Consider the following 22,851-nt stretch of genomic DNA (forward strand, 5'->3'; position numbering starts at 1 on the left):
TACGTGTCCGTGTTGTTACTTTGCGCTTCCTGCGCGACGTCCATGAAATGTAGAGTAGCTCTGGATCCAATCCTCGCCTATGGGAGAACAGCAGCACGTCGTGTAAGAAAATGCTTACACGGCGCGCACGGGTTCAGAACTGCGCCGCATCCAGCAGGAACAGGGATTCGCTACCAGCCTTTACCGACGCGCTCAAGGAGTGGATGCGCGGCAGCAGACGGGCGAAATAGAAGCGCGCGGTGCCTAGCTTGCTGGCGTAGAAATCGTCTTGGGTTTCCTTGCCCAGCGAAGCCTTGGCCATCAACGCCCACATATAGGCGTAGGCGGTGTAGCCGAACGCTTGCAAATATTCGACCGATGCCGCGCCGATTTCGTTCGGATTGTTTTTCGCCCGGTCCAGCAGCCACGCGGTCAGCTCGTCGAGGGTATCGACAGCGTCGTTCAGCGGCTTGGTGAACTCGCCCAGATCGGCACTGGCGGTTGCGGTGAAGTGGCGGATCTCATCGGCGAACAGCTTGTAGAACGCACCGCCGCTGCCGACGATCTTGCGCCCGACCAGGTCCAGCGCCTGGATGCCGTTGGTGCCTTCGTAGATCTGCGTGATGCGCACGTCACGCACCAGTTGCTCCTGGCCCCACTCGCGAATGTAACCGTGGCCGCCAAAGATCTGCTGACCGTGAACCGTGGTTTCCAGTCCCAGATCGGTCAGGAATGCCTTGGCGACGGGCGTCAGCAATGCCACCAGATCCTCGGCACGCTTGCGGGTGGTCGGGTCTTCGCTGAACTTCGCGGTGTCAAGCTGCATCGCCACATACGTGGAGAACGCACGGCCGCCTTCGTTCGAGGCTTTCATGGTCAACAACATGCGCCGTACGTCCGGGTGGACGATGATCGGGTCAGCGACCTTGTCCTTGTTTTGCGCACCGGTCGGCGAACGGCTTTGCAGACGGTCGCGCGCGTATTCGACGGCGTTCTGATAAGAGCGCTCGCCGGTTGCCAGGCCCTGAATGCCGACGCCCAAACGCTCGTAGTTCATCATGGTGAACATCGCAGCCAGGCCTTTGTTCGGCTCGCCGACCAGATAACCGACCGCTTCGTCGAAATTCATCACGCAGGTCGCCGAAGCCTGGATGCCCATCTTGTGTTCGATCGAACCGCAATTGGCCGGGTTGCGCGCGCCCAGGCTGCCATCGGCATTGACCATGAACTTCGGCACCAGGAACAGCGAAATGCCCTTCGGACCGGCCGGGGCGTCCGGCAGCTTGGCCAGCACCAGGTGAATGATGTTTTCGGTGAGGTCGTGTTCGCCGCCGGTGATGAAGATTTTGGTGCCGCTGACCTTGTAGGAACCGTCAGCCTGAGGTTCGGCTTTGGTGCGAATGATCCCCAGATCGGTGCCGGCGTGCGGCTCGGTCAGACACATGGAACCGGCCCAGACGCCGGCATACATGTTTGGCAGATACGCCGCTTTCAGTTCTTCGCTGGCGTGGGCGTTGATCGACAGGCAGGCGCCGGCGGTCAGCATCGGGTAGAGACCGAAGGCCAGGCTGGCGGAGTTGACCATTTCTTCGACCTGCGCCGACACGGCTTTGGGCATGCCCATACCGCCGTAGGCCGGATCGCCGCCAACGCCGACCCAGCCGCCTTCGGCATAGGTCTGGTAGGCCTGTGGGAAACCGGCCGGTGTGGTGACGGCGCCGTCGGCCCAGTGACAGCCTTCTTCGTCAGCGGCGCGGCTTAAAGGCGCGATGCTTTTACTGGTGACCTTGCCCGCTTCTTCGAGAATCGCTTCAACGGTTTCCGCATCGACCGTCTCGGCCAGCGCCGGCAATTCGGCCCAGAGTTTGGCGACTTCGAACACTTCATTGAGGACGAAGCGCATATCACGCAGCGGCGCTTTGTAGTCAGCCATGGCAAACCTCGCAAGATCTAAACAGGTGGTTCGTGGAATGATGTTTTCGTTGAGCCTGAGTGTACCCCAACAACTTTTGCGACACATAGGGTCAACCGGTGACTGATTTGTTATTTTTAGTCATTAACTTTGAGCGACATTGAAGTGCTGCAAGGAAACCTGTGGAGAGGGTGCTTGCTCCCGCTCGGATGCGTAGCAGCTGCCAACCGGTGAGCGCTGCGCACTCAAGCGGGAGCAAGCTCCCTCGCCACACAAAGCGGTGTCAGAGCGCAAACGACTCCGCCGGCAAAGTCATCAAGCAATCACTCCCCGCCTCGATCGCCGCTTGATGCGCAGCCGTACGCGGCAACAAGCGCTTGAAGTAAAACTCGCAGGTCGCCAATTTACCGCGCAGATAATCCGCCTCCCCCTCGCCTGTCTCCAACTGAACCTGTGCCACCAGCGCCATGCGCAGCCACAAATACCCGAGGATGATGTAGCCGCTGTACATCAGGTAATCCACCGACGCGGCGCCGACTTCGTCCGGGTTCTTCATGGTCGCCATGCCGACCTTCATTGTCAGGCCGCCCCACTGCTGATTCAGCGTATCAAGCTGCGCAACGAAGCTGCCCAGTTGCGGATGCCCGGCATTTGCCGCGCAGAACTTGTGAACGATTTTGGTAAAGCCACGCAGCAACTTGCCTTGACTGCCCAGCACTTTGCGTCCGAGCAAGTCCAATGCCTGAATGCCGTTGGTGCCTTCATAGATCGGTGCAATGCGGCAATCTCGTACCAGTTGCTCCATGCCCCATTCGCGGATGAAACCGTGGCCACCGAAAATCTGCATGCCGAGGTTGGTCACTTCCAGCCCGGTGTCGGTCATGAACGCCTTGCAGATCGGCGTGAGGAACGCCAACAGGTCTTCAGCGTCCTGACGCGCCTCGGCATCTGCATTTAAATGGGCGACATCGAGCATTTGCGCAGTGAAGTAGGTCAGTGCGCGGTTGCCTTCGTTGAAGGCTTTCATCGTCAGCAACATCCGGCGCACGTCCGGGTGGACGATGATCGGGTCGGCGGGTTTATCCGGAGCCTTGGCGCCAGTCAGCGAGCGCATCTGCAAGCGGTCGTTGGCATATCTGACCGCGCCCTGAAAACTCGCCTCGCCCAGACACAGCCCCTGCATGCCGGTGCCGAGCCGCGCGTGGTTCATCATGGTGAACATGCAGTTGAGGCCTTTGTTCGGCTCGCCGATCAAATAACCGGTGGCGGCATCGAAATTCAACACGCAGGTGGCCGAAGCCTTGATACCCATTTTGTGCTCGATCGAGCCACAGGAAACGCCGTTGCGCTCGCCCGCTTCGCCTGCCGCATCCGGCAAGAATTTCGGCACGATGAACAGGGAAATGCCCTTCGTTCCGGCCGGCGCATCCGGCAGCTTGGCCAGTACCAGATGGATGATGTTGTCACTCAGATCATGTTCGCCGGCCGAGATGAAAATCTTGCTGCCGGTGATCGCGTAGCTGCCATCGGCCCGTGGTACCGCGCGGGTTTTGATAATGCCCAGATCGGTGCCGCAATGGGCTTCGGTCAGGCACATGGTGCCGGTCCATTGTCCGGCGGTGAGTTTGCTCAGGTAGGTGTCTTTCTGCTCCGCGGTGCCGTGGGCGTGAATCGCCGACATCGCGCCATGGGTCAGGCCCGGATACATGCCCCATGAGGTATTGCTGGAGCCGACCATTTCGCTGATCACCAGCCCCAGCGAACTCGGCAGGCCCTGACCGCCGTAGGCCGGATCAGCGGCCAGGCCGTGCCAGCCGCCCTCGACGTATTGTGCGAAGGCTTGTTTGAAGCCTGTAGGCGTTGTCACCACACCGTTGTCGAAATGGCAGCCTTCCTCGTCACCACTGCGATTGATAGGTGCCAGAACGTTCTCGCAGAACTTCGCGCCCTCTTCGAGGATCGCGCTGATCATGTCCGGGCTGGCGTCATGCGCGCCCAGATTGGCGTAGTTGGCGTGGAAATCGAAGACGTGATCGATCAGAAAACGCATGTCGCGCAGAGGCGCTTTGTACTCGGGCATGGTGGATTCTCCGTCAGCAGATTTTTCCAACCTACTGCCGGCCACCACGCGCCACAATCACTGTGCGGACGCTGAATGCGCCGTCATCACTCAACCCGCAGCGGTGTCCATGCGCACCGCGCCGCGGCGGTTCTGCCCGAAGGCCATCACGCAGTTTCGCCCGGCACCCTTGGCGCTGTACAACGCCTGATCGGCTGACTTGAGCACTTCTTCCGGAGTGCGCTGCTCGACGCGTTCGGCAACGCCAATGCTGACCGTCACCGACACGGCGCTGACCCCGCTGCCACTGCGGCGCTGGCGTCCTTGCTGGTCATCCTGCGGGCGGTTTTCCTGATTACGCAATTGAATGCTGTAGGACGCAATCGACTCACGAATCACTTCCAGATGCGGCATGCACTCCTCAAGAGTTTTGCCTGCAAAGACCAGGGCAAATTCCTCGCCGCCATAGCGATACGCCCTACCGCCACCGCTGATTTTCGACAGCTTGCTGGCGACCAGACGCAGGACCTGATCGCCGACATCGTGGCCGTGGGTGTCGTTGAATTTCTTGAAGTGGTCGACGTCGCTCATCGCCAGCACGTAGTTGCGACCCAGGCGCTGCATACGCTCGTTGAGGGCGCGACGTCCCGGCAGACCGGTGAGCTCGTCGCGGAAGGCCATTTGATAGGCTTCGTGCGCCACGGCCGCCGCGATCATCAACATCACCTGGCTGCACATGATGTTCAGGGTGAACGGCAGGATGAAGGTTTTCGGCAGCATCCAGAACACCCCGAGCAAGCCCACCAGTTGGGCTGCATGCAGGGGGCGCGGGTTGCGCCAGTATTGCCAGGCCAACAGCAGAAATGCCGAAATGAACACCGGATAGGAAAGTTGGATCAGGCTCATCCACGCCCCATGCAGCGCCGGCCAGCGAATCTCCGAGAGCCAGAGCAGCAACGCCTGCGGGTAACTTTGCTCGAGTCCCAACGCAACGCTGCCGAATGCCAACAGCACGGCGAACCGCGCGACCATGTCCTGGAACAGATGCGTGCGTTCCTGCCATGCCGCGAACAGGCCAAACAATAACGGCAACAGCAGGCAGACCAGATGAAAAACCACCGCCGCGTCTTCGCGGACCTTGCCGTGATCGCGGTAAAAGTCAGTCTGGGTGTCGAGCAAAAAGTAGGCAATGTACACGGTGAGCATCAGAAACAGCTCGCGCTGGCGTCGGTAGACCGCGCAATACGCACCACCCAGCAGCAACACCAGCGTCGGCAGCACGTTGAATAGAGAGGTGAAGAACACGCTGAGGTCTTTGACGTACGCAGCCGCCAGCCCCGCGAGCAACAACAGCAGCGATGGTAGGAAATGGCTGAAACGTACAGCGGAAGAACGCGGCAAGGGTAAGCTCCGACCCGTCATATCAAAGAGATGGCATTGTGCCTGCAAAGCGCAGTTAAGCACATACAATGTGATGCAGATCACATGCAGCCTCTTTAACGGCCGAAAAGCTGACTATCTGAGCGATTCATCAACAAAAAAAAACCGCTGCCCCCAGTGGGAGCAGCGGTTTTCATGAGACAGCGCTAAGGCTTAGTAGCCCAGTGCGAAGTCTTCTTCCTTCATGTCCATCAGGTTATTGGCGCCCGACAGCATAGTGGCCACGTGAGTACGGGTGCGTGGCAGGATGCGCTGGAAGTAGAAGCGCGCGGTCTGCAGCTTGGCGGTGTAGAACGCCGCGTCGCCTGTGCCTTCTGCCAGCTTCTCGGCTGCCACACGCGCCATGTCGGCCCAGAAATAAGCCAGGCAGGCATAGCCGGAGTACATCAGGTAGTCCACGGAGGCCGCGCCGACTTCTTCACGATCTTTCATGGCCGCCATGCCGACCTTCATCGTCAGCTCGCCCCACTCCTTGTTCAGTGCAGCCAGCGGCGCGACGAATTCCTGAACGGCTTCGTTGCCTTCGTTGGTCTGGCAGAACTTGTGGACGATCTTGGTGAAGCCTTTCAGAGCCTCGCCCTGGGTCATCAGCACTTTACGGCCCAGCAGGTCGAGTGCCTGGATGCCGGTGGTGCCTTCGTACAGCATCGAAATGCGGCTGTCGCGAACGTTCTGCTCCATGCCCCACTCGGCGATAAAGCCGTGGCCGCCGTAGATCTGCACGCCGTGGTTGGCGGCTTCGAAACCGACTTCGGTCATGAACGCTTTGGCGATCGGCGTCATGAACGCCAGCAGTGCGTCGGCTTTCTTTTTCTCTTCTTCGTCAACGCCGTATTTGACGATGTCGACCAGCTTGGCGGTGAAGTACACCATTGCGCGGTTGCCTTCGGCGAACGCCTTCATGGTCAACAGCATGCGGCGCACATCAGGGTGCACGATGATCGGGTCAGCGGCCTTGTCCGGTGCTTTCGGGCCCGTCAGCGAGCGCATTTGCAGGCGATCGCGAGCGTATTTCAGACCACCCTGGAAACCGATTTCGGCGTGAGCCAGACCTTGCAGCGCGGTGCCCAGACGTGCGGTGTTCATAAAGGTGAACATGCAGTTCAGGCCTTTGTTCGCCGGGCCGATCAGGTAACCGGTGGCGCCGTCGAAGTTCATCACGCACGTGGCGTTGCCGTGGATGCCCATCTTGTGTTCCAGCGAACCGCAGGTCACAGCATTGCGTGCGCCAACGGTACCGTCAGCATTCGGCAGGAACTTGGGAACGATGAACAGCGAAATCCCTTTGGTGCCGGCCGGTGCATCCGGCAGGCGCGCCAGTACAATGTGGACGATGTTGTCGGCCATGTCGTGTTCACCGGCCGAAATAAAAATTTTGGTACCGGAGACTTTGTAGGAACCGTCGGCCTGAGGTTCGGCCTTGGTGCGCAGCATGCCCAGGTCGGTGCCGCAGTGCGGTTCGGTCAGGCACATGGTGCCGGTCCATTCGCCGGAAACCAGCTTGGTCAGATAGGCTTCCTGCTGCTCAGGGGTGCCGTGCTCGGAAATAGTGTTCATCGCGCCGTGCGACAGGCCTGGGTACATGCCCCACGACCAGTTGGCTTCGCCAACCATTTCGCTTACCGCCAGGCCCAGCGACTCAGGCAGGCCTTGACCGCCGTGCTCGACGTCATGCGCCAGGCTTGGCCAGCCGCCTTCGACGAATTGCTTGTAAGCCTCTTTGAAGCCAGTCGGGGTTTTCACGCCGGACTCGCTCCAGGTGCAACCCTCAAGGTCGCCCACGCGGTTCAGCGGTGCCAGTACCTGCTCACAAAACTTGGCGCCTTCTTCGAGAATGGCGTCAACCATGTCCGGAGTTGCGTCTGCGCAAGCCGGAAGGCTCTGATAGTGCGCTTCGTAGCCGAGCAGTTCGTCACGAACGAAGCGAATATCACGCAAGGGGGCCTTGTAGTCAGGCATAGCGATAAACCTCTGCTGATGTAACCGGGAATGAACGACCGCGTAGATTTGTTGTGACGGTCAAACAGTTGTTTGAAACATACGTTTACGCCGAAATCTTGTCAAGCGTCGATCTTTTGCCGTTCGTCTTCGCCTTTTTCAAACGCCGGACACAGCAAACCGCCGCAGGCTCGGACGAGCCACGGGCGCAGAGAGAAGATTAGTTGAGCAAGAAGGACTTACCACGAAAAACGCCGCGACAAGGCGCGGCGTTCAATCAGCAGCAGACGAAACGTCAGGCAAAAGTATCGATGATCGTACCCAGCACTTCGTCAGAGGCTTTGACGACTTTGACACCCAGCTCCGCCTGGAGCTTGCCCTGGGACAACTCGATGATGTTGCTGGCCAGGTCCGACTGTTGCGCACGATCCACACCGCGCAGGCGATCGACCTGAACTTCGGACGACTGGCTGGTCACCGAGCGTTCAATAGTGTTATTGGCGATCTGGCTGGCAGCCTGATCGACACGGTTCTGCCCTGACTGAATCGAGCTCAGCCCCGCATAAAAAGCTGTGTTGCCGGAGATTTCCATAGTCGCTCTCATCCCTGTAAAGGATCAATGGCAGCCATTGAAGCAGACACGCCAGAAAAACACCCGTCAAAAACACTAATGGCACAGTGCCCAGTCATAGCGAAAAACTTAGTCGAGCAGATCCAGCTGTAAATACTCGGCCACCGCTTCGGCACTCGGCGCCTTGAGTTTCGGCACTCGGCCCAGGCAAGGTGCGGGAATGCGCTCGGCCAGAGTCGCAAGGTTTTCCTCCAACCGCGAAGTCTTCGGATCGATGATGTTCGCCACCCATCCCGCCAATTGCAGGCCGTCGCGGGCAATCGCCTCGGCCGTCAGCAACGCATGACTGATACAGCCCAGCCTGACGCCTACCACCAAAATCACCGGCAGCTTCAGCGCAATCGCCAGATCCGACAAATTATCCTGGTCCGCCAACGGCACCCGCCAGCCCCCCGCGCCTTCAATGAGGGTGAAGTCGGCATTCATTGCGAGAATCGCGCGCATCGGCGCCAGCAGCGATTGCACGGTCAGCGCCACGCCCGCTTCCCGCGCCGCCAGATGGGGAGCGATCGCCGGTTCGAACGCCACCGGATTGACCTGTTGATAAGTCAGCGGGATCGAACATTCGGCCAGCAGCGCCAGCGCATCGGCATTGCGCAGGCCTTTTGGCGTGACGTCACAACCGGAGGCCACCGGTTTGCCCGCTGCGGTACTCAATCCTGCCGCACGCGCGGCGTGCAGCAACCCGGCGGCGACGGTGGTCTTGCCGACATCGGTATCAGTGCCAGTGATGAACCAGGCTGCGCTCATAGCGGTTTCTCCAACACGGCGTAGACCACCTGGTAAGTCGCCGGCAATCCCGACGCCTCACGGAAACGTTCATAAGCCTCGACCAGACCGAGAATTCGGGCTCGCCCCGTCAACCCGCCCGGCCGCCCCGGATTCAGATTGTGCGCGCCCAAGGCTTTCAATTCATGGGTCAGGCTGCGCACGTCCGGGTAGTGCAACACGTGAGGCTGATTATCCAGCTCTAACGTGCGCAAGCCGCTGGCCGCACACAGTCGCTCGTAGCGAGCGAATTCGCGAAAACGATTGACGTGTACCCGCCCATCGACCTGCCGCCAGCTATCGCGCAACTCAATCAGCGTCCCCGTACAAAGACTGGTAAAGGCAAAGATCCCGCCCGGTTTCAGCACGCGAAACGCTTCGCCGAGTACCGCCTCGAAATCCTCGCACCACTGCACCGCGAGGCTGGAGAAAACCAGATCGCAGGTCGAGTCCCGCAACGGCAATCGCTCTGCATCCCCGGCGATAAAATGCTCGGCGCCGCCGACAGGCCGCGCATGCCTGAGCATGCCCTCGGCAATATCCAGCGCCAAACCGTGACCCTTGGCAAAACGCGAGGCCAACGCGCGAGTGAAATAACCGGTGCCACAGCCCAGATCCAGCCAGCGCGACGGCTGCAATGCCGCCGGCAGACGCTGCAGCAACTGGGTACCGACATCACGTTGCAACTCGGCGACGCTGTCGTAGCTGGCCGCCGCACGGGAGAAAGAAGCCGCCACCTGGCGCTTGTCAGGCAAGCCACTCGGTTGTCCAAAAGACAAATCAGTCATCACCGCACTCGTGTAGAAAAGCCTGGATCGCACCCGCCACTCCGTGTGGGTCCTCCAGGAGAAACGCATGACTGGCCTGTTCGATCAGACCGATTTCAATATCGGGCAACAAGGCGAACAACGCTGCCGCCGCCTCGGCCGGCACCAGCGCATCGAGGCCGGCAAACAGATGAAACTGCGGACCGCGAAAGCCCTGCAACGCTGCACGGGTGTCGAGTTGCGCAAGCAGTTCCAACCCCGCCAGCAGCACATTGGCCGTGGTGTTCGGAGCGCCGCCGAGGAGCAAGCGCGACAAGCCCCGCGGGTCTTCCGCACCTTGGGTGCACAGCAGCGCAAAACGTTTGAGGGTCAACCGAGGATCGGCGCTGCACCCGGCGAGAAACGCCTCGAACGTCGCCCCGGTCATCGCGTTCGGCCACTGTTCATGAGCGACGAAGGACGGATTACTCGCCAGCGTCACCACGCCGCAGCAGCGCTCGCCGCGCCGCGCCGCCAGCCCTGACGCGAGCATGCCACCCAGCGACCAGCCACCGAGCCAGATATCCTGAGGGATGCGCTCATCGAGTTCATCGAGCCAGTCCTGCAGGTCACTGGAGTCCAGCTCCGGCAACGGTTCGATGTCGACCTGCAGATGTTCATCGAGTCCCCGCAGCGCCGCCGCCAAGGGTTCCATCGGCGAGACACCGAGGCCCCAGCCGGGCAGCAGAATCAGGCGATTACGCATGGCAGGGCTCCGATGACAGTTGGGCAAAGCAATCGGCCAGTCCTTCTAACAATAGCTGCACCTGCGCCTCGCTGTGGGCGGCGGTCAAGGTCACTCTTAATCGCGCGCTGCCGGCAGGCACGGTCGGGGGACGAATGGCCGTGACCATCAGCCCGCGCTCGCGCAGCATTTGCGACAACCGCAGCGCACGGCCCGCGTCGCCGACCAGGATCGGCTGGATCGGCGTGAAGCTGTCCATCAGCGCAAGCCCGATCTGCTCGGCGCCTTGGCGGAACTGGCGGATCAGTGTCTGCAAGTGCTCACGACGCCAGTGTTCAGTGCGTAGCAGCTCGAGGCTTTTCAGCGTCGCACAGGCCAGCGCGGGCGGCTGGCTGGTGGTGTAGATGTATGGGCGGGCAAACTGGATCAAGCTTTCGATGAGTTCTTCGCTGCCAGCGATAAATGCCCCGGCGGTGCCGAAGGCTTTGCCGAGGGTACCGACCAGCACCGGTACATCGTCCTGGCTCAAGCCGAAATGCTCGACGATGCCACCTCCGTTGGCGCCCAACGGGCCGAAGCCATGGGCATCGTCGACCATCAGCCACGCGCCTTTGGCCTTGGCCTCTCGCGCCAGCGACGGCAAGTCGGCGAGGTTTCCGTCCATGCTGAACACACCGTCGGTGACCACCAGCGTGTTGCCTGTGGCTTTCTCCAGGCGCTTGGCCAGGCTTGTCGCGTCGTTGTGCAGATAGCGATTGAAACGCGCCCCGGACAACAGACCGGCGTCAAGCAACGATGCATGATTGAGACGATCTTCCAGCACGGTATCGCCCTGCCCGACCAGCGCCGTGACGGCGCCGAGGTTGGCCATGTAACCGGTGGTGAACAGCAGCGCACGGGGCCGGCCGGTGAGATCGCCGAGCGCTTCTTCCAGGGCGTGATGCGGGCCGCTGTGACCGATCACCAGATGCGACGCGCCACCGCCGACGCCCCAACGCTCGGCGCCAGCGCGCCAGGCTTCGATCACCTGCGGATGATTGGCCAGGCCCAGATAGTCGTTGTTGCAAAAGGCGAGCAACGGCTTACCGTCGACTATTACTTCGGGCCCCTGAGGGGACTCCAGCAGCGGACGCTGGCGATAGAGATTTTCCGCGCGGCGGGCAGCAAGGCGTGCGGCGAGATCGAAAGACATGCAGGCCTCGATGTTCAAATGACGCAGGTCCCTGTGGGAGCGGGCTTGCTCGCGAATGCTGTGTGACATTCAACGGTGATGTCGACTGGACTGACGCTTTCGCGAGCAAGCCCGCTCCCACAGGGGTTTTGCATTCCTTCAGAGGAATCCGCGCAGTTCTTAAACCGCAGCGTTATAGAACTGCTCGCTACTCTTCTGCTCGACCAGTGCCTGCTCGATCGCGGCCTGGTGAACCTCATCGGCGTGTTCTTCGCGAGCTTCCGGCTGGATGCCCAGACGTGCGAACAGCTGCATGTCCTTGTCCGCCTGCGGGTTGGCGGTGGTCAGCAATTTATCGCCGTAGAAAATCGAGTTGGCGCCAGCAAAAAACGCCAGGGCCTGCATCTGCTCGTTCATCGCCTCGCGGCCGGCGGACAGGCGCACGTGGGATTGCGGCATGAGAATGCGCGCCACGGCGAGCATGCGGATAAAGTCGAACGGATCGACGTCGTCGGCGTTTTCCAGCGGCGTTCCGGCGACTTTCACCAGCATGTTGATCGGCACCGATTCCGGGTGCTCGGGCAGGTTGGCCAACTGGATCAGCAGATTGGCGCGGTCATCCAGCGATTCGCCCATGCCGAGAATGCCGCCGGAGCAGATTTTCATCCCTGACTCACGTACATAAGCCAGCGTCTGCAGGCGCTCGCTGTACGTGCGGGTAGTGATAATGCTGCCGTAGAACTCCGGCGAGGTGTCGAGGTTGTGGTTGTAGTAATCGAGACCGGCCCTGGCCAGCGCTTCGGTCTGTTCCTGATCGAGGCGACCGAGGGTCATGCAGGTTTCCAGGCCCAGGGCTTTGACGCCCTCAACCATTTTCAACACATACGGCATGTCTTTGGCTGACGGATGTTTCCACGCCGCGCCCATGCAGAAGCGCGTCGAGCCGATGGCCTTGGCGCGTGCCGCCTCTTCAAGGACCTTCTGCACTTCCATCAACTTCTCTTTTTCCAGACCGGTGTTGTAGTGCCCGGACTGCGGGCAGTACTTGCAGTCTTCGGGGCAGGCACCGGTCTTGATCGACAGCAAGGTCGAGACCTGCACGCGGTTGGCGTTGAAATGGGCCCGATGCACCGTTTGCGCCTGGAACAGCAAGTCGTTGAATGGCTGTACGAAGAGCGCTTTGACTTCGGCCAGTGACCAGTCGTGACGCAGGGTGGCGGTGGTGCTCGCACTCATGGGGAGTTCCTTGGTTATGCTTGGCTGGCGCTGCGGGAATGGAATACCCACAGGCGCTACACGGATGTTCGGCATATTTAAGGAAGACGCATGCACTGTCAACCACGTTACGAAGGTACGGTTTACATCTGTTTAAAAAACATACAGACCTGCCTGCTCTGCGATGAGCCCGCCGAAGCACAAATGCCAATGTGTGTGGCGTGTGAAAGCGAACTGCCCTGGCTCGTTAGCCATTGCCAGAGCTGCGCTTTGCCGTTGGCCGCAGACGGGCTGACGTGCGCAGAGTGCCTGCTAGAGCCGCCGACCTTTGAGCAGGTCGCCGCACCCTGGGTTTATGGCTTCCCGGTGGACAGCCTGATCACCCGCTTTAAACACAACGCGAAATGGCCGTTTGGTCACTTGCTCGCCGACGTTCTCGGGCAATACCTGCAACATCGCTTCGATGAAGGCTTGCCGCGTCCTGACGGGTTATTGCCGGTGCCGCTGGCGCGTAAACGCCTGCGTCAACGCGGCTTCAACCAGGCGGCGATGCTGGCGCGCTGGTTGAGTGTTTCGCTGGACTTGCCGTATGAAGAGCAGCTTTTGCGGCGGATCGTGGACACCGATGCCCAGCAGGATCTGGATGCCAAGGCGCGCCAACGCAATTTGCGCAACGCCTTCGCGTTGGCGCCGGATGCCGATGTGAAGGGGCGGCATTGGGCGCTGGTGGATGATGTGCTGACCACCGGTGCGACTGCTCAGGCGCTGGCGCGGTTGTTGATGGACGCAGGTGCGGCGCGGGTAGATGTGTATTGCCTCGCCCGCACGCCGAAACCCGGCGCCTGAAGCCCACTAGATCCCCTGTAGGAGTGAGCCTGCTCGCGATAGCGTCGGCACTGCTTACATCTATGCTGATTGATCCACCGTCATCGCGAGCAGGCTCACTCCTACAGGTTTTGTGTTCGGCTTGACTCATGCGTTGCAAGTGGCCAACGTCCAATTCACCGCCCAAGTCAAAAGCGCCGCAGATATGTCCATGCTTTCTCTCTTGTCCCAACACATCGTCCGCCGCCCGCAACGCATCGCTCTGTTGCAACACATCGCCGAACAGGGCTCGATCACCCGTGCGGCGAAGAGCGCCGGGCTCAGTTACAAAGCGGCATGGGATGCGATTGATGAGCTGAATAACCTTGCGCAGAAACCTCTGGTCGAACGTGTCGTCGGCGGCAAGGGTGGCGGCGGCGCCAGGCTGACCCTTGAGGGCGAGCGTGTGCTGCGCCTGTATCAGAAGCTGCAAGCCTTGCAGGCGCAGGTGCTGGAAGCGGCGGAAGACGCCAGCGATCTCGATTTGCTCGGGCGGCTGATGCTCCGGACCAGTGCGCGCAATCAGTTGCATGGCAGGGTCGTGTCGATTCAGGCACAGGGTCGCAATGACCTGATTCGCCTCGAACTCGCTGAAGGCCTGGGCCTCGACGCGCAGATCACCCACGACAGCACCGTGCATCTGGAATTGCAAAACGGCACGGAAGTGGTGGCGCTGATCAAGGCCGGCTGGCTCGAATTGCTGGGCAACGATCAACCGGCAGCGCCCGGACACAATGTCCTGCGCGGCATCATCGAAGCGGTCCTTGATGCCGAGGATGGCCCCAGCGAGGTTCGCATCTCTTTGCCCAACGGCCACACTCTTTGCGCCTTGGCCGAACCGCTGCATTTGCGTCGTCAGGGCCTGGCCGTCGGGCAACCCGCGCAGGTGCAGTTTTCGCCGTCCAACGTACTGATCGGCACCCCACTCTGATCCGGCCCTGCAACAAAAACGTCATCGCCCCGCATTAAGGTGTTCGCCACAACCATGCAGGGAGCCTGAGATGAGCCTGTTAGAAGAAAACCAATCCACCGATCTGGAAAAAATCGTCGGCCTCAGCCGTCGCGGCTTCATCGGCGCCGGTGCCTTGTGCGGCGCGGCGATGTTTCTTGGCGGCAACCTGCTGAGCCGCAGCGCGCTGGCCGCCAGCGTCAGTGCCGGCACCAGCCGCTTGCTCGGTTTCGAGAGCATCCCGGCGGCAACCACTGACGCCATCAGCCTGCCGAAGGGCTACAAATCCTCGGTGCTGATCAGTTGGGGCCAGCCGCTGCACAAGAACGGTCCGGCCTTCGATCCGAGCGGCAACGGCACGGCCGCCGCGCAGGAAGTACAGTTCGGCGACAACAACGACGGCATGAGCCTGTTCGCTTTCCCTGACGACCGAAACCGCGCGTTGATGGCAATCAACAACGAATACACCAACTACCGTTATCTGTACCCGCACGGCGGCATGCCGCAGTCGGCCGAAGATGTGCGCAAGGCGCTGGCCTGCGAAGGCGTGTCGGTGATCGAAGTCCAGCGCAGGAACGGCCAGTGGCAGTTCGTTCAGGGCTCGCGCTACAACCGCCGCATTCACGGCAACTCGCCGCTGCGCATCAGCGGGCCGGCCGCCGGCCACGACTTGATGAAAACCGCCGCCGACAAGCACGGCAAAAAAGTCCTCGGCACCTTCCAGAACTGCGCCAACGGCAAGACGCCGTGGGGCACTTACCTGACCTGCGAAGAAAACTTCACCGACTGTTTCGGCAGCAGCAACGCGCAACAACAATTCGATGCCGCGCAAAAGCGCTACGGCGTCGTTGCCACCAGCAAAGACATCAACTGGCACCCGCACGATCCGCGCTTCGACATGGCCAAAAACCCCAACGAACTCAACCGTCATGGCTGGGTGGTCGAGATCGATCCGTTCGATCCGCAATCGACCCCGGTCAAGCGCACCGCACTGGGCCGCTTCAAACACGAAAACGCCGCACTGGCCGAGACCAGCGACGGTCGCGCCGTGGTGTACATGGGCGACGACGAGCGTGGCGAGTTCATCTACAAGTTCGTCAGTCGCGACCGCATCAACCACCGCAACCAGAAGGCCAATCGCGACATCCTCGATCACGGCACCTTGTACGTGGCGAAATTCGATGCCGGCGACAACAACCCTGATCACCCGAAAGGCCAGGGCCAGTGGGTCGAACTGACCCACGGCAAGAATGGCATCGACGCCAGCAGCGGTTTTGCCGATCAGGCCGAAGTGTTGATTCACGCACGCCTCGCCGCCAGCGTAGTGGGCGCGACGCGCATGGACCGCCCGGAATGGATCGTCGTCAGTCCCAAGGATGGGCAGGTCTATTGCACCCTGACCAACAACGCCAAGCGCGGCGAAGACGGGCAACCGGTGGGCGGACCGAACCCGCGCGCGAAAAACGTCTACGGGCAGATCCTGCGCTGGCGCACCGACCGCGACGATCATGGCTCGAAGACCTTTGCCTGGGACCTGTTTGTGGTCGCTGGCAACCCGGGCGTACATGCCGGGACGCCAAAAGCCGGCTCGTCCAACATCACCCCGCAAAACATGTTCAACAGCCCCGATGGTCTCGGTTTCGACAAGGCGGGGCGCCTGTGGATTCTCACTGACGGTGATTCGAGCAACGCCGGCGACTTTGCCGGGATGGGCAACAACCAGATGCTTTGCGCGGATCCCAAGACCGGTGAAATTCGCCGCTTCATGGTCGGGCCGGTAGGTTGCGAAGTCACCGGCATCAGCTTCTCGCCGGATCAGAAAACCCTGTTTGTCGGGATTCAGCACCCGGGCGAAAACGGTGGCTCGACCTTCCCCGAGCATCTGCCCAATGGCAAGCCGCGCTCGTCGGTGATGGCGATTACCCGTGAGGATGGCGGGATCGTCGGCGCCTGATACACCCTCATCGCGAGCAGGCTCACTCCTACAGGGGAATGCGTTGCAAATGTAGGAGTGAGCCTGCTCGCGATGGCGTCGGCACAGACACCAACCCCCTCAATGCCTGCCATCTGCGCTACCATGCCGGGCCGGACGCAGCAGCCTGCTGCGCGCAGGAGTCAGCATGGCCCACCCGTTTGAAACCCTCACACCCGACCTTGTCCTCGATGCCGTTGAAAGCATCGGGTTTCTGAGTGATGCACGCATTCTGGCGCTCAACAGCTACGAGAATCGCGTTTACCAGGTCGGCATCGAAGATTCCGAGCCGCTGATCGCCAAGTTCTATCGTCCGCAGCGCTGGACCAACGAAGCCATCCTCGAAGAACACCAGTTCACCTTCGAACTGGCAGACATCGACATTCCGGTGGTCGCGCCGCTGATCCATAACGGCGAAACCCTGCACGAACATGCCGGCTTCCGTTTCACCCTGTTTCCGCGCCGTGGTGGCCGCGCGCCGGAGCCGGGCAATCTCGATCAGCTCTATCGCCTGGGTCAGTTGCTCGGGCGCATGCATGCGGTGGGCGGCACCAAGCCATTCGAACACCGTGAAGCCCTCGCCGTGCAGAACTTCGGTCATGCTTCGCTGAAGACCCTGCTCGAAGGCAACTTCATTCCGAAAAGCCTGCTGCCGGCCTATGAGTCCGTCGCCCGCGACCTGCTCAAGCGCGTCGAAGACGTCTATGCCGCCACGCCGCACCAGAACATCCGCATGCACGGCGACTGCCACCCCGGCAACATGATGTGCCGCGACGAGATGTTCCACATCGTCGACCTCGACGACTGCCGCATGGGTCCGGCAGTGCAGGACATCTGGATGATGCTCGCCGGCGATCGTCAGGAATGTCTGGGGCAGTTGTCGGAGTTGATGGACGGCTACAACGAATTCCACGATTTTGATCCGCGCGAGCTGGCGCTGATCGAACCGCTGCGCGCCCTGCGCCTGATGCACTACAGCGCCTGGCTGGCGCGGCGCTGGGATGACCCGGCGTTTCCGCACAGCTTTCCGTGGTTTGGTACGGAACGGTATTGGGGCGATCAGGTGCTGGCGCTGCGTGAGCAACTGGCGGCGCTCAATGAAGAGCCGCTGAAACTGTTCTGATTCAACGTTTGGCTAATGTGGGAGGGGGCTTGCTCCCGAAAGCGGATCGACATTCAACAATGATGTTGGCTGATACACCGCTTTCGGGAGCAAGCCCCCTCCCACATTTTCCGGTGTTCACAATTCCATGAACATTGGGCTACGACATTTGCAGACAAATCTCCTTACAATCCCTCCTTTGTCAGTTGCCTGAGCAAGGATTCTGCATGCAAGCCGCCAACCCGCGTCGCGGGTACATTCTGGGCCTGAGCGCCTACATCATCTGGGGCCTGTTCCCGATCTATTTCAAAGCCATCGCCGAAGTGCCGGCCGTCGAGATCATCATTCATCGAGTGCTGTGGTCGGCGCTGTTCGGCGCGCTGTTGCTGATGGTGTGGAAGCACCCCGGCTGGCTGCGCGAGTTGCTCGACAATCCCAAGCGTCTGGCGATTCTCGCCTTGAGCGGCACGCTGATCGCGGCCAACTGGCTGACCTACGTGTGGTCGGTGAATAACGGCCGCATGCTTGAGGCCAGCCTGGGTTACTACATCAATCCGCTGGTCAATGTGCTGTTGGGCATGGTGATTCTCGGTGAGCGTCTGCGGCGCATGCAGTGGGTGGCGGTCGGCCTGGCGGCCGTTGGCGTGGCGCAGCAGGTGTGGCAGGTCGGCAGTTTGCCGTGGGTGTCGCTGGCCCTGGCGCTGACGTTCGGTTTCTACGGGCTGATCCGCAAGCAGGCGCCGGTCAAGGCATTGCCGGGGCTGGTGGTGGAAACCTGGATGCTGGTGCCGATCGCTATCGCCTGGTTGTTGTTCAACCAGACCGCGACCAGCGTGCAACCGGCATTCTGGACCACCTCCGAGGCCTGGTGGCTGGTGGCCGCCGGGCCGGTGACACTGGTGCCGCTGGTGTGTTTCAACGCCGCCACCCGCCATCTGCCCTACACCACCATCGGTTTCCTGCAATACATCGCGCCGACGCTGGTGCTGCTGCAAGCTGTGCTGCTGTTCGGCGAGCACTTGTCGTCCAGCACGCTGGTGGCGTTCATGTTTATCTGGGCCGGTCTGGCCGTTTACAGCGTCGACGCGTGGATAAGTCTGCGCCGGCGCAGCTGATCAAAAAACGCACAAACCACCACAGGCCACGGTTATCGTGGCCTGCAGCGTTCCTTCCCAAGGTTATCCACAGCGTGATCCCCGCCGTTTGTGTGCAACTCACTGAAAACTGGCGGTTTTTTGATCAACCTTGGCAAAGCCACGGCCACTATGGGGTTGCGGGCTGTCTCTACAGGTTATCCACAGGCAGGTGCACGTTAAAACTGGATAACCTCAACGGCCGTTAAACGTCTGTGCGTAACACCAACTCGACCATCAGATCATCGGCCAGGGTTTCCAGCCGCGCTTGCAAGACGTCCAGCGATAACGTCAGCGGCACCGCGAGTGTTGCTTCGGCGTGAAACAGCGATTCGCTGCTCATCGGGGCCGGACGCACCTCCGTCACCAGCCTTTCCAGATTCACGCCCTGCTCGCTCAACAACCGTGTGATGTCGCGCACGATGCCGGGGCGATCATTGCCAACCAGTTCCATGGCGATCGGTTTCCAGGTGCAGGATTGCTCGACACCGCTCTCGGCGATCAGCACGCGGATACCGTGCGCCGCCAGCGCCTGTAAGGAATCGACTAATTCGTCGTAAGCCTCCGCCGGCACACCCACACGCAGAATCCCCGCGAATTGCCCCGCCATCCGCGACATGCGGCTTTCCAGCCAGTTGCCGCCGTGCTCGGCAATGCACTGGGCGATGCGCTCGACCTGCCCGGGCTTGTCCGGGGCGAAAACCGTGAGTACGAGATGGTCCATGGCGCAGCCCTCTTGTCATGACTTTTGTTATCGAAGGGCAAGTATAGGCAAGGGCGTTGATTCAGCCCGACCCGGTGCTGGAATTGGAAACCATCTGCAGACGATGACCTGTGGCGAGGGGATTTATCCCCGTCCGGCTGCGCAGCAGTCGTAAATCCTGCCAATTGCGTCTGCCTGGCAGAGCGCAGGGGCGGCTTCGCCACCCAACGGGGATAAATCCCCTCGCCACAGATCCCTCGCCCCAAAGGTGGAGACGCCAAAACTGCGCCATAGCAGCCAAACAGCATTTATGTGTACAACTTTCGATATTTAGCTGGAACAATCCAACAGTTTTTTGAGAACATCCCGTTCCGCGATGTGACCGCAATGCGACATGAGGTCGCAGAACGACGTAATTAGTCTGATTTTCACAAGCGCAACTCATCATGTAGTATGCCGCAGCGCGCACTACATAACGCTGGATCGATGTCTGCCCAAGGCCCGTCCGCAACCCTGAAAGCCCTGTCAGCAAGGCCCCCAAGCCGTTGATTGGTCCCAGCCCAGCCGCCCGCAATGGCATGTACTGGTCGGCAGGTTTGTGGTTTAAATGGCCCGAGGCTTCATTTCCATATTGAAGAGCTGAAAAGCGAAATAGCTGAGCAGAGTGAGGCAAGCAATGACTGAACACGTTCAAGTCGGTGGCCTGCAGGTCGCCAAAGTCCTGTTCGACTTCGTGAACAACGAAGCCATTCCCGGTACCGGCCTCACCGCCGAACAATTCTGGGACGGTGCCGACAAGGTCATTCACGACCTGGCGCCGAAGAACAAAGCCCTACTCGCCAAACGCGATGACTTCCAGGCGCGCATCGATGCCTGGCACCAGCAGCATGCCGGCCAGGCTCACGACGCCGTGGCGTACAAGGCTTTCCTGCAAGAGATCGGTTATCTGCTGCCAGAAGCGGCTGATTTCCAGGCCACGACGCAAAACGTCGACGATGAAATCGCTCGTACCGCCGGCCCGCAACTCGTGGTGCCGGTGATGAACGCTCGCTTCGCACTCAATGCCTCGAACGCTCGCTGGGGTTCGCTGTATGACGCCCTCTACGGCACCGACGCGATCAGCGAAGAAGGTGGCGCGGAAAAAGGCAAAGGCTACAACAAGGTGCGTGGCGACAAAGTCATCGCCTTTGCCCGGGCCTTCCTCGACGAAGCGGCACCGCTGGCTGCCGGTTCCCACGTCGATTCGACCGGCTACAAAATCGCTGACGGCAAACTGGTGGTAACGCTGAAGGGCGGCAGCAACAGCGGCCTGCGCGATGACGCTCAGCTGATCGGTTTCCAGGGCGACGCCAACGCGCCGATCGCGATTCTGCTCAAGCACAACGGCCTGCACTTCGAAATCCAGATCGATGCCAGCACCCCGGTCGGCCAGACCGATGCCGCCGGCGTCAAAGACATCCTGATGGAAGCGGCGCTGACCACCATCATGGACTGCGAAGACTCCGTGGCCGCCGTCGATGCCGACGACAAAGTGGTGATCTACCGCAACTGGCTCGGCCTGATGAAGGGCGACCTGGCGGAAGAAGTCGCCAAGGGCGGCCAGACCTTCACCCGCACCATGAACCCGGATCGCACCTACACCGCGCCCAATGGCGGTGAAGTCACCTTGCACGGCCGTTCGCTGTTGTTCGTGCGCAACGTCGGTCACCTGATGACCATCGACGCGATCCTCGACAAGCACGGCAACGAAGTGCCGGAAGGCATCCTCGACGGCCTGGTCACTTGCCTGGCGGCGGTGCACAACCTCAACGGCAATACTTCGCGGCGCAACACCCGCACCGGTTCGGTCTACATCGTCAAACCGAAGATGCATGGCCCGGAAGAAGCCGCGTTCACCAACGAGCTGTTCGGGCGCATCGAAGATGTCCTGCGCTTGCCGCGCAACACCCTGAAAGTCGGGATCATGGACGAGGAACGCCGCACCACGGTCAACCTCAAGGCCTGCATCCAGGCCGCGAGCGAGCGCGTGGTGTTCATCAACACCGGTTTCCTCGACCGCACCGGCGACGAAATCCACACCTCCATGGAAGCCGGCCCAGTGGTGCGCAAGGCTGACATGAAGGCCGAGAAGTGGATCGGCGCCTATGAGAACTGGAACGTCGATATCGGTTTGAGCACCGGCCTGCAAGGTCGCGCGCAAATCGGTAAAGGCATGTGGGCGATGCCGGACCTGATGGCTGCGATGCTTGAACAGAAAATCGCTCACCCACTGGCCGGCGCCAACACCGCCTGGGTGCCATCGCCGACCGCCGCTGCGCTGCACGCGCTGCATTATCACAAGGTCGACGTGTTCGCCCGTCAGGCCGAACTGGCCAAACGTGCACGCGCCTCGGTGGACGACATCCTGACCATCCCGCTGGCAGTGAACCCGAACTGGACGCCAGAGCAGATCAAGCACGAACTGGACAATAACGCCCAGGGCATTCTTGGCTACGTGGTGCGCTGGATCGATCAGGGCGTCGGTTGTTCGAAAGTGCCGGACATCAATGACATCGGCCTGATGGAAGACCGTGCGACGCTGCGTATTTCCAGCCAGCACATCGCCAACTGGTTGCGCCACGGCATCGTCACCCAGGACCAGGTCATGGAAAGCCTCAAGCGCATGGCGCCGGTGGTCGACCGTCAGAACGCCAACGACCCGCTGTATCGTCCGCTCGCCCCGGATTTCGACCGCAACATCGCCTTCCAGGCGGCGGTCGAACTGGTGATCGAAGGCACCCAACAGCCGAACGGCTACACCGAGCCGGTGTTGCACCGTCGTCGTCGTGAGTTCAAGGCTGCGAATGGTCTGTAATTTGCGCTGATGCTGGAAACGAAAAAGGCCCTGATCGAGAGATCAGGGCCTTTTTCATTGGAGAACCGAAATTCTACTATCACTCGAGAGCCAATGTGGGAGCGGGCTTGCTCGCGAAAGCGCCCTGTCTGTCGACATCAATGTTGAATGCCGGTCCGCATTCGCGAGCAAGCCCGCTCCCACATTGGATTTTCATTGATTCGCAATGTCAGGGTTCAATGCCCAATTCGTGTTTCACCAGACCGAGCAGCTTCTCCGTATCAATCGGCTTGAGCAGAAAATCCACCACGCTCAGATGCATCGCCTCGATCGCGTCTTTCACGTCGGCATCGCCGGAGACAATGATGATCGGCATCGCTGCACGCACCGACTCGCGAACCTGCCGGATCAGCTCCAGGCCATCGACGTTGCCCATGCGCAGATCGGTAATCACCAGCCCGATCGAAGGCTTTTCGTCGAGCATTTTCAGCGCGGTTTCACCGCTGGCCGCGGTCATGCAGCGAATCCCGTCCAGCGCGAGAATTTCCGACAACAGTTCCCGGGCATCCTTGTCGTCGTCGACGATCAAGACACGCTGCGGCGGCAGATCGGGTTCGAGCATCACTGCGCTGAGCGCTTCACGCTCGGCATCGCTCAAAATATCGTGGTCGGACATGGCGTTCTCTAAGTG

Annotated in this window: 18 protein-coding genes; 6 read left to right on the forward strand and 12 right to left on the reverse strand. The window is 60.6% G+C overall.

Annotated elements, in window-relative coordinates; genetic code table 11:
- Positions 1-133: 133 nt before the first annotated feature.
- The 10 genes from HU765_RS13345 to bioB all read right to left on the reverse strand — a co-directional run bounded on the left by HU765_RS13345 (position 134) and on the right by bioB (position 12,625).
- Positions 134-1,912 carry an acyl-CoA dehydrogenase C-terminal domain-containing protein gene (locus tag HU765_RS13345; RefSeq protein WP_186621035.1) on the reverse strand — a complete coding sequence of 593 codons (1,779 nt, stop codon included), beginning with the start codon at positions 1,910-1,912 and terminating at the stop codon, positions 134-136.
- Between the two features lie 262 nt (positions 1,913-2,174).
- Complete coding sequence (locus tag HU765_RS13350) at positions 2,175-3,971, reverse strand: acyl-CoA dehydrogenase C-terminal domain-containing protein (RefSeq protein WP_186621036.1); 1,797 nt, start codon at positions 3,969-3,971, stop codon at positions 2,175-2,177.
- Between the two features lie 90 nt (positions 3,972-4,061).
- Positions 4,062-5,351 carry a GGDEF domain-containing protein gene (locus HU765_RS13355; protein WP_186621038.1) on the reverse strand — a complete coding sequence of 430 codons (1,290 nt, stop codon included), beginning with the start codon at positions 5,349-5,351 and terminating at the stop codon, positions 4,062-4,064.
- A 192-nt stretch (positions 5,352-5,543) separates the two neighbouring features.
- A complete protein-coding gene (locus tag HU765_RS13360; protein ID WP_186550855.1) occupies positions 5,544-7,349 on the reverse strand; it encodes a phenylacyl-CoA dehydrogenase in 1,806 nt (601 codons plus the stop codon).
- Positions 7,350-7,623: 274 nt separating this feature from the next.
- Positions 7,624-7,920, reverse strand: coding sequence for a pyrroloquinoline quinone biosynthesis protein PqqE (locus HU765_RS13365; protein WP_186621040.1), 297 nt, complete (start codon positions 7,918-7,920; stop codon positions 7,624-7,626).
- A gap of 108 nt (positions 7,921-8,028) precedes the next feature.
- A complete protein-coding gene (gene bioD, locus HU765_RS13370) occupies positions 8,029-8,709 on the reverse strand; it encodes a dethiobiotin synthase (RefSeq protein ID WP_186550851.1) in 681 nt (226 codons plus the stop codon).
- Positions 8,706-9,515: a malonyl-ACP O-methyltransferase BioC gene (gene bioC, locus HU765_RS13375; RefSeq protein ID WP_186621042.1), complete on the reverse strand. Its 810-nt coding sequence runs from the start codon at positions 9,513-9,515 to the stop codon at positions 8,706-8,708. The genes bioD and bioC overlap by 4 nt, the downstream gene beginning before the upstream one ends.
- Entirely contained in the window at positions 9,508-10,239 is a 732-nt protein-coding gene (locus tag HU765_RS13380) for an alpha/beta fold hydrolase (protein ID WP_186621044.1), read from the reverse strand. The genes bioC and HU765_RS13380 overlap by 8 nt, the downstream gene beginning before the upstream one ends.
- Positions 10,232-11,410 carry an 8-amino-7-oxononanoate synthase gene (gene bioF, locus HU765_RS13385; protein ID WP_186621046.1) on the reverse strand — a complete coding sequence of 393 codons (1,179 nt, stop codon included), beginning with the start codon at positions 11,408-11,410 and terminating at the stop codon, positions 10,232-10,234. The genes HU765_RS13380 and bioF overlap by 8 nt, the downstream gene beginning before the upstream one ends.
- Before the next feature lie 159 nt (positions 11,411-11,569).
- Positions 11,570-12,625, reverse strand: a complete 1,056-nt coding sequence (gene bioB / locus HU765_RS13390) for a biotin synthase BioB (protein WP_186550843.1) — start codon at positions 12,623-12,625, stop codon at positions 11,570-11,572.
- Between the two features lie 90 nt (positions 12,626-12,715).
- Here bioB and HU765_RS13395 point away from each other — a divergent pair, with 90 nt between their 5' ends.
- The 5 genes from HU765_RS13395 to rarD all read left to right on the forward strand — a co-directional run bounded on the left by HU765_RS13395 (position 12,716) and on the right by rarD (position 18,606).
- On the forward strand, positions 12,716-13,450 hold the full coding sequence (locus tag HU765_RS13395) for a ComF family protein (RefSeq protein WP_186621048.1): 735 nt from the start codon (positions 12,716-12,718) through the stop codon (positions 13,448-13,450).
- Between the two features lie 184 nt (positions 13,451-13,634).
- Positions 13,635-14,399: a TOBE domain-containing protein gene (locus tag HU765_RS13400; RefSeq protein WP_186621050.1), complete on the forward strand. Its 765-nt coding sequence runs from the start codon at positions 13,635-13,637 to the stop codon at positions 14,397-14,399.
- A 70-nt stretch (positions 14,400-14,469) separates the two neighbouring features.
- The gene (locus tag HU765_RS13405; RefSeq protein ID WP_186621052.1) at positions 14,470-16,371 is read left to right on the forward strand and encodes a PhoX family phosphatase; all 1,902 of its coding nucleotides are present in this window, start codon (positions 14,470-14,472) and stop codon (positions 16,369-16,371) included.
- Positions 16,372-16,537: 166 nt separating this feature from the next.
- Positions 16,538-17,512 carry a serine/threonine protein kinase gene (locus HU765_RS13410; RefSeq protein WP_186621057.1) on the forward strand — a complete coding sequence of 325 codons (975 nt, stop codon included), beginning with the start codon at positions 16,538-16,540 and terminating at the stop codon, positions 17,510-17,512.
- Positions 17,513-17,718: 206 nt separating this feature from the next.
- Positions 17,719-18,606 (forward strand): EamA family transporter RarD, encoded by an 888-nt coding sequence (gene rarD / locus HU765_RS13415; protein WP_186549172.1) that lies wholly within the window; start codon positions 17,719-17,721, stop codon positions 18,604-18,606.
- A 223-nt stretch (positions 18,607-18,829) separates the two neighbouring features.
- On the opposite strand, the gene HU765_RS13420 is transcribed toward rarD, so the two are convergent.
- Complete coding sequence (locus tag HU765_RS13420; RefSeq protein ID WP_186621058.1) at positions 18,830-19,348, reverse strand: glycine cleavage system protein R; 519 nt, start codon at positions 19,346-19,348, stop codon at positions 18,830-18,832.
- Between the two features lie 655 nt (positions 19,349-20,003).
- On the opposite strand from HU765_RS13420, the gene HU765_RS13425 reads away from it, so the two are divergent.
- Positions 20,004-22,181 (forward strand): malate synthase G, encoded by a 2,178-nt coding sequence (locus tag HU765_RS13425; protein WP_186621059.1) that lies wholly within the window; start codon positions 20,004-20,006, stop codon positions 22,179-22,181.
- 208 nt (positions 22,182-22,389) lie between these two features.
- Here HU765_RS13425 and HU765_RS13430 read toward each other — a convergent pair whose 3' ends face one another.
- On the reverse strand, positions 22,390-22,836 hold the full coding sequence (locus HU765_RS13430) for a response regulator (RefSeq protein WP_186621061.1): 447 nt from the start codon (positions 22,834-22,836) through the stop codon (positions 22,390-22,392).
- Positions 22,837-22,851 lie beyond the last annotated feature (15 nt).

Origin of the sequence: Pseudomonas sp. SWRI81 (assembly GCF_014268545.1) — a bacterium.
In the GTDB taxonomy this organism is placed as follows: Bacteria; Pseudomonadota; Gammaproteobacteria; order Pseudomonadales; family Pseudomonadaceae; genus Aquipseudomonas; species Aquipseudomonas hamedanensis.